At 72.2% G+C, this 13,499-nt stretch carries 14 protein-coding genes; 12 read left to right on the top strand and 2 right to left on the bottom strand.

Annotated features, from left to right (window positions below; translation table 11 throughout):
* Positions 1–141: 141 nt before the first annotated feature.
* From V3T34_RS20665 to V3T34_RS20690, 6 genes are all read left to right on the top strand, one after another.
* Complete coding sequence (locus tag V3T34_RS20665; protein WP_305079367.1) at positions 142–354, top strand: NepR family anti-sigma factor; 213 nt, start codon at positions 142–144, stop codon at positions 352–354.
* Positions 355–530: 176 nt separating this feature from the next.
* A complete protein-coding gene (locus V3T34_RS20670; protein WP_305079368.1) occupies positions 531–1,763 on the top strand; it encodes an alpha/beta hydrolase family protein in 1,233 nt (410 codons plus the stop codon).
* 130 nt (positions 1,764–1,893) lie between these two features.
* Positions 1,894–2,499 carry a glutathione S-transferase gene (locus tag V3T34_RS20675; RefSeq protein ID WP_305079369.1) on the top strand — a complete coding sequence of 202 codons (606 nt, stop codon included), beginning with the start codon at positions 1,894–1,896 and terminating at the stop codon, positions 2,497–2,499.
* 202 nt (positions 2,500–2,701) lie between these two features.
* Positions 2,702–2,935, top strand: a complete 234-nt coding sequence (locus V3T34_RS20680) for a hypothetical protein (protein WP_305079370.1) — start codon at positions 2,702–2,704, stop codon at positions 2,933–2,935.
* A 131-nt stretch (positions 2,936–3,066) separates the two neighbouring features.
* Entirely contained in the window at positions 3,067–3,855 is a 789-nt protein-coding gene (locus V3T34_RS20685) for an SDR family NAD(P)-dependent oxidoreductase (RefSeq protein WP_060847485.1), read from the top strand.
* Between the two features lie 239 nt (positions 3,856–4,094).
* Positions 4,095–4,982 (top strand): DUF3313 domain-containing protein, encoded by an 888-nt coding sequence (locus tag V3T34_RS20690; RefSeq protein WP_060847486.1) that lies wholly within the window; start codon positions 4,095–4,097, stop codon positions 4,980–4,982.
* A gap of 124 nt (positions 4,983–5,106) precedes the next feature.
* Here the strand turns inward: V3T34_RS20690 and V3T34_RS20695 are convergent, their stop codons facing one another.
* The gene (locus V3T34_RS20695; RefSeq protein ID WP_058618370.1) at positions 5,107–6,288 is read right to left on the bottom strand and encodes a hypothetical protein; all 1,182 of its coding nucleotides are present in this window, start codon (positions 6,286–6,288) and stop codon (positions 5,107–5,109) included.
* A gap of 297 nt (positions 6,289–6,585) precedes the next feature.
* Between V3T34_RS20695 and V3T34_RS20700 the strand changes: the two genes are divergently transcribed.
* The 6 genes from V3T34_RS20700 to V3T34_RS20725 all read left to right on the top strand — a co-directional run bounded on the left by V3T34_RS20700 (position 6,586) and on the right by V3T34_RS20725 (position 13,064).
* Positions 6,586–7,674: a lysylphosphatidylglycerol synthase domain-containing protein gene (locus tag V3T34_RS20700; RefSeq protein WP_060847488.1), complete on the top strand. Its 1,089-nt coding sequence runs from the start codon at positions 6,586–6,588 to the stop codon at positions 7,672–7,674.
* 4 nt (positions 7,675–7,678) lie between these two features.
* On the top strand, positions 7,679–8,320 hold the full coding sequence (locus tag V3T34_RS20705; RefSeq protein ID WP_305079371.1) for an MlaC/ttg2D family ABC transporter substrate-binding protein: 642 nt from the start codon (positions 7,679–7,681) through the stop codon (positions 8,318–8,320).
* A gap of 116 nt (positions 8,321–8,436) precedes the next feature.
* Positions 8,437–9,621, top strand: a complete 1,185-nt coding sequence (hpnI, locus tag V3T34_RS20710; RefSeq protein WP_091891349.1) for a bacteriohopanetetrol glucosamine biosynthesis glycosyltransferase HpnI — start codon at positions 8,437–8,439, stop codon at positions 9,619–9,621.
* 91 nt (positions 9,622–9,712) lie between these two features.
* Positions 9,713–11,149, top strand: coding sequence for a hopanoid biosynthesis associated radical SAM protein HpnJ (gene hpnJ, locus V3T34_RS20715; protein WP_048429196.1), 1,437 nt, complete (start codon positions 9,713–9,715; stop codon positions 11,147–11,149).
* Between the two features lie 192 nt (positions 11,150–11,341).
* Positions 11,342–12,202, top strand: coding sequence for a hopanoid biosynthesis-associated protein HpnK (hpnK, locus tag V3T34_RS20720; RefSeq protein ID WP_305079372.1), 861 nt, complete (start codon positions 11,342–11,344; stop codon positions 12,200–12,202).
* A 70-nt stretch (positions 12,203–12,272) separates the two neighbouring features.
* Positions 12,273–13,064 carry a molybdate ABC transporter substrate-binding protein gene (locus tag V3T34_RS20725; protein ID WP_305079373.1) on the top strand — a complete coding sequence of 264 codons (792 nt, stop codon included), beginning with the start codon at positions 12,273–12,275 and terminating at the stop codon, positions 13,062–13,064.
* Positions 13,065–13,115: 51 nt separating this feature from the next.
* Here V3T34_RS20725 and V3T34_RS20730 read toward each other — a convergent pair.
* Positions 13,116–13,499 (bottom strand): autotransporter outer membrane beta-barrel domain-containing protein (locus V3T34_RS20730; protein WP_331369271.1); only part of this gene is annotated, 384 nt, incomplete at its 5' end.

A 13,499-nucleotide genomic window follows, 5' to 3' on the forward strand; every position in this document is an offset into this window, starting at 1 on the left:
CGCAACTGCACCCCTTGACGCGCGTTGTTCTGTCGAGCCGGCACACCCGGTGCCTCCATAACCTGCACGGGTACGGGCCCCGTGCAACGAACGCTGCCCTCGTCTTGACGGAGCCGGGACCCTGGTCCCGTTTGACGCGCCATGAAGCTGATCCCGAGCAATCACGCCGCGAGCTACGGCCAGACGCACACCACCGCGTCGTCGCTCGCCGATGCGCTGCTGCTCGCCAAGATCGGGCAGGACCTGCGGGCGATGTACGACGACGTGAGCGACGGTCCGGTCCCCCGCGAGCTCGACGCGCTGGTCGAGCAGCTGCACGCCGTCCTCGGCGGCGAGCCCGAAACACGGCGCTGAGGTCGGGCACTCCACGGGAGAAGTCGTCCGCCACCGGCCATGGATGCGCGACCTGTACCGCGGAAACGACAAGACCGGCAGGAACGGGCCCGGCCGGAGCGATCGTGCCTTGAGTACGGGCGCGAAACAGTGTGGGGTGCGGCTCCCGAGCCGCAAGCCCGTCAGCCCCCAGCCTCATGCCGCCGCTTCCCTTCACCCGCCTCGCCCTTCCGCTCGCCCTGGCCTTCGCGGTTCTCGGCGGCGCACCCGGCGCCGGTGCCGCCACGCCGCCCGCCCAGCCCAAGGAGGGACCGGGCGGCCAGGCTTATGCCAGCGCGAGCGTGGTGAAACGGGTGCTCGGCCGGGCCGGCGCGGTCACGCTGGCCTATTACGGCAACGGCGCCGCTCCGGCGCAGGGGCGGCCGGTGGCGGTGGTGCTGCACGCCTGGGGGGCGGTGAACCCGCAGGCTTACGGCTCCTTCATCGAGCATCTGGCACGCTCGGGCTATCTCGTGCTGTTCCCGCGCTTCCAGGAGGTGGGCCGCACCCGGCCGGTGGATGCGAGCGGCTTGGCGGCGAACCTCGTCAAGGACGCGCTCGCCGAACTCGCCGGCGACCAGGAGGCCAAGCCCGACACGACCCGGGTGGCGCTGATCGGCCACCTCGCCGGCGTGCCGCTGGCGGCCAACCTCGCGGCCCACGCGCGTGAGACCGGGCTGCCGGTGCCGCGGCTGATCTTCGGCGCCATGCCGGGCGGCATCGCCCGGGACGACAAGGCCCGGGGCATCGCCCTCCACGACCTCAACGCCATCGACCCCGCGACGCTGATCGTCACGGTGATCGGCGACCGGGACGCCCGGGCCGCCGACGTCGCCGCCCGTCGGGTGATGCGGGAGGCGAGCGCCGTGCCGACCGACCACAAGCTGATGGTCCGGGCGCTCTCCGACGACCACGGCTTCCCGGCGCTGTCGGCCACCCTGGCCTCGCCCGCCGGCGTCAACGCGGCCTACGACGTCGCGCAGCTGAAGTTGCCGACCCCCGATCCGAAGCAGAAGCCGGCCCCGTTCAAGTGGTCGGCCGACATGACGCTCACCGGCGAGCAGACCGTGCTGGTGGGGCAGATCAACGGCGCCGGCACCGACAGCCTCGACTACCTCGCGGTCTGGAAGACCTTCGACATGGCGGCGGCCGCCGCCTTCTCGGGCCAGACCGCCACGAGCCTGAAGAGCAACCCGCGCTTCACCGACATGGAGCGCTGGAGCGACGGCTGGCCGGTGCGCCGGCTCTCCGTCGAGACCCCGCGCCCGCCGGCGCCGCCGAAGCCCGGGGCGGCGGTCGCCGCGCCGGTCCCGGCCAAGCCGGTCGCGGCGCCGGGCAAGCCCGCCGCCAAGCCGGCCGCGAAGCCGGCGGGCTCGGCCCGGGGGCAGTGAACGGCCGGCCGACGACGGCGACCGGAACGGGTCCCGCCGTCGCGCCCGCACCGTGACGGGGCGCCTCGTCCGCCGAGCGGAGGAGGCGCCCCGACGACGACGAAAAAGAAGAGAATCCGGAGGAGACCCGATGAAGCTGTTCTACGCCAAGGCCTCGCCCTTCGTCCGCAAGGTGCTGGTCGCCGCCCACGAACTCGGCCTGGCCGACCGGATCGAGCTGCTGCCGGCGGCGGCCCACCCGATCAACCGCGACGCCACGATCCGGGCGGAGAATCCGCTCGGGCAGGTGCCGACCCTGATCCTCGACGACGGCACGGCGCTCGCCGACAGCCGGGTCATCTGCGAGTACCTCGACCATCTCGGGCAGGGCGACCTGTTTCCGGCGGCGGGGCCGGCCCGCTGGGCGGCGCTGACCGCGCAATCGACCGGCGACGGCCTGCTCGATGCGGCTCTGCTCTGCGTCTACGAGACCCGGGTCCGCCAGGAGGGCGAGCGCTCCGCCGGGTGGGTGACCGGCCAGCGCGAGAAGATCGGCGACGCGCTCGCGCGGATCGACGCGGCGGCGGGCGAGTTCGGCGAGCGGGTCGACATCGCCACCATCACGTATGGCTGCGCCCTCGGCTACCTCGACCTGCGCCTGCCCGACCTCGGCTGGCGCGAGCGCGCCCCGGCGGCGGCGGCCTGGTACGCCCGATTCGGCGAGCGCCCGTCGATGCAGGCGACCCGCCCGGACTGAGCGACGCTCCCGATCGCCGTCGTCGCCCGGTGCGGCGGCGTCGGCCCGAACGGCGTGCCATGAGCGGTACCGAGGCGCCCGGAAGACGTGTGCCGCCGGATAGACGTGGCGCGGCCCTTGCAGGACTCCGGGGCGACGGCCCGGCACAAGCCTGGCCGCGCTACCCTGGCGCCGCACCGCCCCGCCCGCGGGCGGCGCAAAGGTGTCCTCGCCCACGGGGGTCTCGCTCGTGCACGACTTCTTCGCCCTCCTCCTCGCCGCCCTGACCTTCTGCCTCGGCTACTGGATCGCCGGGACCCTCGTGCGTCTCGCCGTGCGGCACGGCCTCGGCCACGCCCATCTCGGCGAGGGGAGCCTGGCGCAGGTCGCCCTCGCGCTGGTCGTCGGCCTCGCCGCCTGGCGCTGGGCCCGGGGCGACCGGCCCGCCGGGGCCTGACACGAGCCGACGGGCAGGGCCGGCGATACCGGTGCAGACATGCGGGCCGAGACTGGCCGCCCTGCTTCCCCGCCGGTTGCGCGCCCACCGCGTTTGCCGCGACTCTCGCCGACGAGCGCGGAGGCCGGGCCATGTCGACACGCCTGCTGAAGAAGGTCGCGATCGTGTTCGGGGCCGGCTCGTCCGGTACCGGCTGGGGCAACGGCAAGGCCGTCGCCGTCGCCTTCGCCCGGGAGGGCGCCCGGGTGATCTGCGTCGACCGGGGGCTCGCCGCCGCCGAGGAGACCGCGCAGATCATCGCCGAGGAGGGCAACGAGGCCGAGGCGCTCGCCGCCGACGTCACCGATTACGACGCGGTGGCCCGGGCGGTCGCCGCCGGCGAGGCCCGCTTCGGCCGCATCGACATCCTGCACAACAACGTCGGCCAGCCCGAGGCCGGCGGGCCGGAGGACCTCGACGAGGAGAGCTGGCACCGGGCGATCGAGGTGAATGTCGGCGGGGTCTGGCGCACCTGCAAGGCGGTCCTGCCGGGAATGCGGGCGCGGCGCTCGGGCGCCGTCGTCAACATCTCGTCGATCGCGGCGCTGCGCTGGGCCGGGGCGCCGTCCTTCGCCTACGCGGCCGCCAAGGCGGCGGTGAACCAGGCCACCGTGTCGGTGGCGATGCAGTACGCCCGTGACGGCATCCGGGCGAACGCGATCCTGCCGGGGCTGCTCGACACCACGCTCGCCGACGAGTGCCGCGGCGCCGGCACCCCCGAATCGGGCCGCGACCGCCGGGTGCCGCTCGGACGCCTCGGCGAGGCCTGGGACATCGCCCACGCGGCGGTCTTCCTCGCCTCCGACGAGGCCCGCTTCATCACCGGGGTCTGCCTGCCGGTGGATGGCGGCCAGAGCTGCAGCATGGCGGCCCTGGCGTGAGCGCCCATTAGGGGTTCGGCGAGCGGAAACAATGTGGCCGAAGCGTTACAGCCCGGAGCGAAGCGCCGGCTCCGGTCAAGCTCGGCTTTCCGGCCCGCGCGGCGAGGGTTAGTCTTCAGGACATAACGGTGCGGTGGCCCCTCGCGGGGCTCGCCCTGCACCGCCGGGAGCCGGCCTCCGGGAAGCCTCGCCAGGGGCGTCCGCGGAACCGGCTTCGCGCGATCCGGGAAAGCGACCGAATGCGGACGACCATCAAGGCTGGCTTGGGCGCGCGGGCCGCCCGCCGCGTCGCGGCCGTGACGACCCTGGCGCTGCTCGCCGGCTGCGCCACGCCGGTGCTGACCCAGACCGGCCTCCTGACGAGTTACGCCCACCTGACGCCGAGCGAAGCCACCGCCACGAAGTCGCGGATCTTCATCGACAAGGCGGCGATGGCGCGGGTACGCACCGTGCGCATCATCCCCACCACCTTCCCGGCCGCGGTCGCGGGCCCGACCCTGACCGACAAGGAGCGCCACGTCGTCGCCAACGCGGCCGACCGGGCGCTCTGCTACGAGCTGTCGCTGCGCTACGACGTGGTGTCGTCGGGCCCCGCCGACCTGACCGTGCGGGCCAACGTCACCCGCGCCGGCCTCACCAACGTGCCCGCCTCCGGCGCCGCCATCGGCGCCTCGGCGGCGATCACCATCGCGGCGCAGGTCGGCGTCGGCTTCGCCGACACGATCGGCAAGGTGCCGGTACCGCGCCTGCCGATCGGGCTCGGCGACCTCACGATCGAGGCCGAGGCCCTGGATGCGCGGCGCCAGCAGCGCGCCGCGATGGTCTGGGCCGGGGGCGCCAACTCCTTCACCAACCAGGCCCGGTTCTCGCAGATCGCCGACATCTACGACCTCGCCGGCGATTTCGGCCAGGATTTCGGCTCCTACCTCGCCACCGGCGAGGACCCGTTCGAGTCCGAGCTGACGATCCCGACCTACGAGCGCATCCGCGTGACGATGCTGGGCGAGATGCCCCGCGATCCCGATTGCCAGGCCTTCGGCCGGGCGCCCGGCGTCGACGGCATCGTCGGCGATTCCTTCGGCCTGCCGCCGGACTGGACCGACAAGGGCGCCACCGCCGGGCGCTGACGACGGCGGCCGGCGCGTCCGCGCAGACCAGAAGAGGCCCGCTACCGGAAGGTGGCGGGCCTCTTCGCATGTCGGCACCCGTAATGATGCCCGGCCCGCCCGCGGCGAGCCGGATTGACCGATCCTAGAAGTACGACTTCAGCGGGCCGCGCCGGCGCACGTCGAGCGTGGCGCAATGGAACGAGCCGCCGAACGGGCCGTAGGACAGGAACGGCGTCGGGATCGGGTCGAAGCCCCAGTCCTTGAGCGCCTTGATCAGCGTCGGCTGGCTCGCGTCGACGACGATCTTCTTCTCGTCGATGGCGAGCACGTTGATCGAGGTCCAGGGCGAGCACATCGAGATCTTGCTCATGAAGCCCTCGACGGGGTCGGGGCGCGGGGCGATCAGCACGTCCCACTTCTTGAGCACCGCCGGCAGCTTCTCGACGTCGATGTAGTCGGGGTTGACCAGCACCTTGCCGGGGGCGAGCGGCATGAACGACGAATCGATGTGCATCGGCTGCGGGCAGCGGCTCTCGATCTCGTGGATGCGGAAGCCCGGGCCGAGGTGGCGGCGCAGCCACTCGATGCCCATCAGGTTGGTCACGTTCGAGCGGGTGACGAACAGGTCGCGGCCGCAGCGCACGAAGTCGGCCGCGTCGAAGACCGGCTCGAACTCGTTGACCGTGAACTGCATCGGCTCGCCGGCCTTCAGGTTCGGCACCCGGTAGTCGTAGTTGTAGAGATCGTCGGTGAGCTGGGGCCGCGGCGCCGAGGTCCAGCGCGCGCCGGCCCGGAAGTACTCCTTGAACAGCGAGCGGTAGGCGTCGCCCTCGAAGTAGCGCGAGCGCCAGCACATCGGGCTCTCGATGATCTCGTCACCGATCACCAGGTACGGGTCGCGCGGGCAGGCGACGCAGAAGCCGCGCGAGGACCAGCGCGGCGCCTTGAACTTCTTCGAGAAATCCACCGAATCGGGACGGCGGATCTTCACGCCCTCGCCGGCCAGGATCTTGATGAAGCCGTCCAGCTCCTGCTGGGCCAGCTTCTTCATGAAGCCCGGGTACTTCCAGCCGGAGGCGAGCCGGTAGAACGGCTGGGCCGCCCGCGGCAGGTTGAAGATCACCGTCAGGTGGTGGGTCGGGATCGTGGCGCCGTCGAGCGAGCCGACGATCACCTCCTCCAGCGGATCCCACTCGTTCCAGGCCATGACCGGCGATTGCGGCGCCGGGGCGCGGTCGGCGCCGCCCTGGAACGCCGAAAGGTCGTGCGTGGCCGCATCGTCGAGCGCGCCGCGCTCGGCCTCGAAGGTCGTCTCCCGGTCCATGCCTCGTCCATCCCCTGACGGCCGTCACAAAGCGGCCATTCCTCGCGCGATCCGGCCCCGCCGGCGTGGCGCCGGCCGGTCTCGAAGACGCGCCATAACATAGGCTTGCGGCGATGCTTGGGCGGGCTCGCCGCGCCCGCGGATCGTGCCGCTTTCACCGGCACTGTGTCCGGGCGGTGATAGACAGCGCCCATCAAAGCTGCAACGTGCCGGGATGCAACGGCGCTGCTTTGTTTCGACTCCGTTGCCGGAATGGCGCGCCCCCGGGGCTGCCGCCGCGACGACAGAAAGAGGGTCATGAAGCGACTGACGACACTGGGCCTGATCGCCGGCCTGTGCACCGTGATCGGCCTGTTCGTCTCCTCGGGACCGGAGGCGGTCGCGGCGGCCCTGTGGGCGTCGGGCTGGGGCGCGGTGCTGGTCGTCGTGGCGCGGTTCGTCGCCGTGGCCTGGGCGGGCCTCGGCTGGTGGGTGGTGTTTCCCCGCGGCGAGAGGCCGCTGCTGCGCGACTGCGTCAACGTGCGCTTCGTGCGCGAGGGGGTCAACACCCTGCTGCCGGTGGCGCAGGTCGGCGGCGACCTGATCGGCGCGCGGCTCCTCACCCGCTACCGGGTCTCGGGCGCGCTGTCGGGCGCGACGACCCTCGTCGACCTGATGGTCCAGGCGCTCACGCAGTTCCTGTTCACGGTGGCTGGCCTCGGCGTGCTGGTGGCGCTCGGCGGCGACGGGCCGATCGTGCACTACGTGGGCCTGGGCCTCGTGATCGCGGCGCCGGCGCTCGTCGCCTTCTACCTGGTCCAGCGCCGCTTCGGGCAGAGCCTGCTCCAGGCCGCCATCAACCGCTTCGCCGGCGGGCGCGAGTGGCGGATCTTCGGCGCCGTCGACGTGCTGTTCGAGCGCCTGCGCGGTCTCTACGCCGCCCGCGGCCGCATTCTCACCGCCATCGGCACGCATCTGTTCGGCTGGATCATCGGCACCCTCGAGGTCTGGATCGCGCTGCGCTTCATGGGCTACGAGGTCGGCTTCCTCGAGGCGATCGTGATCGAGAGCCTGGCCCAGGCCGTGCGCGGCGCCGCCTTCGCGGTGCCGGGTGCGCTCGGCGCCCAGGAGGGCGGCCTGATCGCGCTCTGCGCGGTGTTCGGCATCCCGGCCGAGGCGGCGCTGGCGCTGTCGCTGATCAAGCGGCTCGCCGACCTCGCGGTCGGGCTGCCGAGCCTGATGCTCTGGCACGCGATGGAAGACGACAAGGCCGAGCCGGGCCGCCCCGCGGCCGGGTTCGGCGCGGCCCTGCGCGCGTTCATCCGCCCGCGCCGGGCCGGTGGCGGCGGGACGCACGCGCCCGCCTTCGGCTATGCCGCGGCGCCCGCCGACGGCAAAGGAGAGTGACCCGGTGCAGACCCGACGCGAGACCCTGCGCAGCCTGACGATCGCCGCCTGCCTGGCGGCGGCGTGGCCGGCCCTGGCCCAGCCCCCCGCGGCCGCCCCGGCCGGGGAGGGCGACCCGGCGGTCGCGACCGTGCGCAAGATGACCGACGCCCTCGAGGCGGCGCTGAAGGCCGGCGACGTGCGCGCCCGGGCCGAGACCCTGTCCGGCCCGATGAAGGAGACCTTCGACCTGCCGGCGATGCTGCGCCTGGGCGTCGGCACCCGCTGGAAGGACATCCCGGCCGCCAAGCAGCAGGAGCTGACCGCGGCCTTCGGCCCCTACCTGTCGGCGACCTACGCCACGCGACTCGGCGCCGCGGCCGGCAGCACCTTCGCCATCGACCCCAAGAGCGAGGCCCGCGGCGCCGGCCGCATCGTGCACGTCACGGTGACGGACGGCAGCGGCGACACCTCCCCGGTCGACTACGTGCTGAACGCCGACAACCGCATCACCGACGTCTTCCTCCAGGGCACGGTCAGCGAGGCCGGCACCCTGCGCACCGGCTTCTCGGAGCCGCTGCAGGAGGGCGGGGCCGACGGCCTCCTCGCCCACCTCAAGAAGTCCACCGAGACGATGCTCGCGGCGCCGGCTCCCAAGGCCAAATAAACGCCGGCCCGCCTCCCGACGGCCGGCGGCATACCGGCCGTCAACCCTCGGACAAGCATCCTCAACAAGACTGTCCGCCGCGCACCCAGCGCCGCCAACTCCTCCCAGGGATCGCCATGGACTGGACCTGGATCTCCACACTCCTGCTCGTCCTGGCGCTCGCCGGGTGCGGCTACGGCCTGACCACCGCATGGCTCGCCGGACGGCTCGCCCGGCAGCCGGTGCCGCGCCTGCCCGCCGACGCGGCCCGCCCCACCGTGACCCTGCTCAAGCCGCTCTGCGGCGACGAGCCGAACCTGCACCACAACCTGACGACCTTCTGCACCCAGGCCTATGCCGGCGCCGTGCAGGTGATCTTCGGGGTGCAGAACGCGACCGACCCGGCGATCGCCGTGGTGCACCGGCTCCAGGCCGAGCACCCGTCCCTGCGCATCGACCTCGTGGTCGACGCCCGCCAGCACGGGGCGAACCGCAAGGTCTCGAACCTCATCAACATGGCGGGGCTGATCGCCCACGAGATCGTGGTGCTGGCCGACAGCGACATGGTGGTGGCGCCCGACTACCTGGAGCGGATCGTCGCCGAGCTGGCGCGGCCCGGTGTCTCCGGCGTCACCTGCCTGTATCACGGCGTGCCGGCCAATCGCGGCGTCTGGGCCCATCTCTCGACGCTCGCCATCGACACCCAGTTCCTGCCCAACGTCCTGATGGGCACCGGGCTCAAGCTCGCCGATCCGTGCTTCGGCTCGACCATCGCGTTCCGCACCGCGTGCCTTGCCCGCATCGGCGGGTTCGAGGCGATCCGCGACGACCTCGCCGACGACTACGCGCTCGGGGCGGCGCTGCGGGCCGAGGGCGGGATCGTGGCGATCCCGAACTTCACCATCGGGCATACCTGCGTCGACACCTCGCTCGCCGGCCTGTGGCGCCACGAGACGCGGTGGAACCGCACCATCCGCAACGTCGATCCGGCGGGCTATGCCGGCACGCTCGTCACCCACGCCTTCCCGCTGGCGCTGATCGCCGCGCTCCTGCCGGATGCCGGGGCCTACACGCTCGCCACCGCGGCGCTCGCGCTCGCCTGCCGGATCGTGCTGTGCATGCGGGTCGAGCGGGCCTTCGGCCTCGAGCCGCACCCGTACTGGCTCTTGCCGATCCGCGACCTCCTGTCCTTCGCCGGCTTCGTCTGGTGCTTCGCCTCCGGCGCCGTGACTTGGAAAGGTCATGATTATCGGGTCGTTGCGGACGGTACGCTGATCCCGGAATCCGGCCTCGCCCGCGAGTCCGGCGCTCCCTCGACCTGAAGACCCATCGGGCCGCCCGGCGGCCTCACCGGCCGCGACGCGGCCCCACCGGCCGCAAGCGGCCCCGATCAAGAAGACGACACTCCCGATGATGCGGACCCTCTTCCTCCAGGCCCCCACCTTCGACGGCTTCGACGGCGGCGCCGGCTCGCGCTACCAGGCCAAGCGCGAGATCAAGTCGTTCTGGTACCCGACCTGGCTCGCCCAGCCGGCCGCCCTGGTGCCGAACTCCAAGCTGATCGACGCCCCCCCGCACGACATCAAGCTGCCGGAGATCGTGGCCCAGGCCGACGACTTCGACCTCGTGGTGCTGCACACCTCGGTCCCGTCCTTCAAGTCGGACGTGAAGACCATCGAGGCGCTGAAGGCCAAGAACCCGAAGCTGATCGCCGGCCTGATCGGCGCCAAGGTCGCGGTGGACGCCGCCGGCTCGATGGCCCAGGCCCCGGCCGTCGATTTCTGCGCCCGCAACGAGTTCGACTTCACCGTCAAGGAGGTCGCCGAGGGAGTGCCGATGGCGGAGATCAAGGGTCTCTCGTACCGCAACGCCGACGGCGTCGTGGTCCATAACGAGGACCGCGAGATCATGACCGACATGGACCAGCTGCCGTTCGTGACCTCGGTCTACAAGCGCGACCTGGAGATGGAGAAGTACTTCATCGGGTACCTGAAGCACCCCTACATCTCGTTCTATTCGGGCCGGGGCTGCAAGTCGCGCTGCACGTTCTGCCTGTGGCCGCAGACGGTCGGCGGCCACACCTACCGCACCCGCTCGGTCGCGCACGTGATCGAGGAGATCAAGTACTGCCTGAAGGAGTTCCCCCAGACCAAGGAGTTCTTCTTCGACGACGACACCTTCACCGACAACCTGCCGCGCGCGGAAGAGATCGCCCGCGAGCTTGGCAAGCTCGGCGTGACCTGGTCGTGCAACGCCAAGGCCAACGTCCCGCGCAAGACCCTCGAGGTGCTCAAGGCCAACGGCCTGCGCCTGCTGCTCGTCGGCTACGAGTCGGGCAACCAGCAGATCCTCAACAACATCAAGAAGGGCATGCGGGTCGAGGTCGCCGAGCGGTTCACCAAGGATTGCCACGAGCTCGGCATCGCCATCCACGGCACCTTCATCCTCGGCCTGCCGGGCGAGACCCGCGAGACGATCCAGGAGACGATCGCCTTCGCCAAGCGGATCAACCCGCACACCATCCAGGTCTCGCTCGCCGCGCCCTACCCGGGCACCTTCCTGTACAAGCAGGCGGTGGAGAACGGCTGGCTCGACAAGGACAACGCCGAGCTCGTCGACGAGAACGGCGTGCAGATCGCGCCGCTGCACTACCCGCACCTGTCTCACACCGAGATCTTCAACTCGGTCGAGGCGTTCTACAAGAAGTTCTACTTCCGCGCGCCGAAGATCGCCTCGATCGTCAGCGAAATGGTGCGCTCGCCCGACATGATGAAGCGCCGCCTGCGCGAGGGCGTCGAGTTCTGGCACTTCCTGCGCGAGCGCCAGGGCGTGGCCAAGAAGGCGGCGTAAGCGTCCCGGAGACTAGAGCATTTTCCGACGAAGTGGATGCCGGTTCGTCGAAGAAAATGCGGCAAAACAAATACTTAGAGAGCTTCGCGATCGCAGCGTGATCGTGAAGTGCTCTAGGCGTCCCGCCTGGAGCGGGTGCGAGCCTCCCCGTCCGGCCGGACGGGGAGGCTCTTTCACGTCACGAGACCGAGCATGAGCACGCCCACATCCGCCAAGCGCCTCGTCGTCACCTCGGACGATTTCGGCCTGTCTCTGCAAGTCAACGAGGCGGTGGAGCGGGCGCATCGCGACGGCATCCTCACGACTGCCAGCCTGATGGTCTCCGCGCCCGGTGCCGCCGATGCGGTGGCCCGGGCGCGCGCCCTGCCGTCGCTGCGTGTCGGCCTCCACCTCGTGATGGTCGAGGCCTGGCCGACCCTTCCGGCCTCCGCCCTGCCGGATCTCACCGACGACGCCGGGCTGATGCGGGCCGACCAGGCGACGCTCGGGCTCGACCTCGCCCGCAATCCGCGCGCGCGCCGCCAGCTCGCCGCCGAGATCCGGGCGCAGTTCGAGGCGTTTCGCGCGACCGGGCTGCCGCTCGACCACGTCAACGCGCACAAGCACTTCCACATCCACCCGATCATCGCCGGGATGGTGCTGCGGATCGGACGCGACTACGGCATGCGGGCGATCCGGGTGCCGCGGGAATCGCGCGAGACCCTGCGCCGGGCCGAGCCGGGGGCGAAGCCCGGCCTCGCCCTCGACACCGCGCCCTGGGCGGCGCTGCTCCGGTTCCGGGCCCGGCGCGCCGGCCTCCTCGTGCCGGACGGCGTGCTCGGCCTCGCCTGGTCGGGCGCGATGACGCCCGCCCGGGTCGAGGGATTGCTGCGCCACCTGCCGGACGGGCTGACCGAGCTCTACCTGCACCCCGCCACCGCGGGCGGCTTCCCGGGCGAGGCACCGGGCTATGCCTACGCGGCGGAACTGGCCGCGCTCACGGCGCCGGAGAGCCGGGCGGCCCTGGCGGAATCGGGCGCGGTGAGCGGCGGCTTCTCGGATTTCGCTCGCTGACGGGGAGGGCGGTCGGCTACCGAAGGGGCAGGGGCCGGAGACACGGCCCGGCCGCCGGGAGCCTCCGCGCATGCGCCGCACCACGACCCTGACCCGAATCCTGCGACGCGCGAGCGGGGCGGGGTGCCTCGCCCTCGCGGTGCTTGCCACGCCGGCCCGGGCGGCCGAGATCACGCTTCTCACCACGGGCGCCTACAAGCCGGTCGCGGCGGCTTTGGTCCCCGGCTTCGAACGGCGCACCGGCCACCACGTCGTGATCCGCAACGAGACCGCCGGGGCGGTGGCGCAGGCGATCCGCGACGGCGCCCGGACCGACCTCGTGGTGCTGACGCCGAACGGTTTCGACGCGCTGATCCGCGACGGGCGCCTGTCCGGCGCGCCGCCGGTACCGCTGGCCCGGGTCGGGATCGGGGTGGCGGTACCCACCGGCGCGTCCGTGCCCGGGATCGGAACGGTCGCGGGCTTTCGCGAGGCGCTGCTCGCGGCTCGCGCGGTGGCGATGGTCGATCCGGCCTCGGGCGGGTCGAGCGGCATCTACCTCGCGGGGCTGTTCGAGCGTCTCGGCATCGGGGAGGCGATGAAGGCCAAGCTCGTCCTGGTGCGCGGCGGCCTCGCCGCCGCGCGCCTCGTCACCGGCGAGGCGGACATGGCCCTGCAGCAGACGAGCGAACTGCTCGCCGTCGAGGGCGCCCGCCTCGTCGGCCCGATCCCCGCGGAGGTGCAGGCCTTCACGATCTACGCGGGGATGGTCCCGGCGGGAGCCGCGCAGGCCGAGGCCGCGTCGGCGCTCCTGCGCGATCTCGCCGGCCCCGACGCCGCACCTGTCCTGGCAGCGAAGGGGATGACGCCGCCGGGCCCATGATGGGGAAGGGCGCGGCTCGCGCCGCGCCCATCACCGGGTCCGTCCTCGGGCTCAGAACCGGTAGGTGAAGCTGCCCTTCACCGCGTGATCCTCCGCCCGCGCTCCGACCTGGCCGGTGTACGACACGCCGAGCGTCGCCGCCGCCGAGACCCGCAGGTCCACCCCCGCCGAGGCCACCAGCGCGTCCCGGGTGATCGGGATCCCCGCCGTCACGAAGCTCGGGCCGGTCCCGAAGGCCAGCAGCGCCGTCGGGATCACGTCCCCGAACGCGCGCCGGTAGCCCACCAGACCGTGCAGCGACACCGGGACGCCGAGGCCCGGATCCACCTCGGTCTGCCCGCGCACGCCCGCCGTCAGGGTCGGGATCTCGGACAGGCGCGAGGCGCCGCTCAGCGCCGCGACGCCGCCGGTCTCGGCGAACCGGTCGCGGTCGAT

It is taken from the genome of Methylobacterium ajmalii (assembly GCF_036448855.1).
Classification (GTDB): Bacteria; Pseudomonadota; Alphaproteobacteria; order Rhizobiales; family Beijerinckiaceae; genus Methylobacterium; species Methylobacterium ajmalii.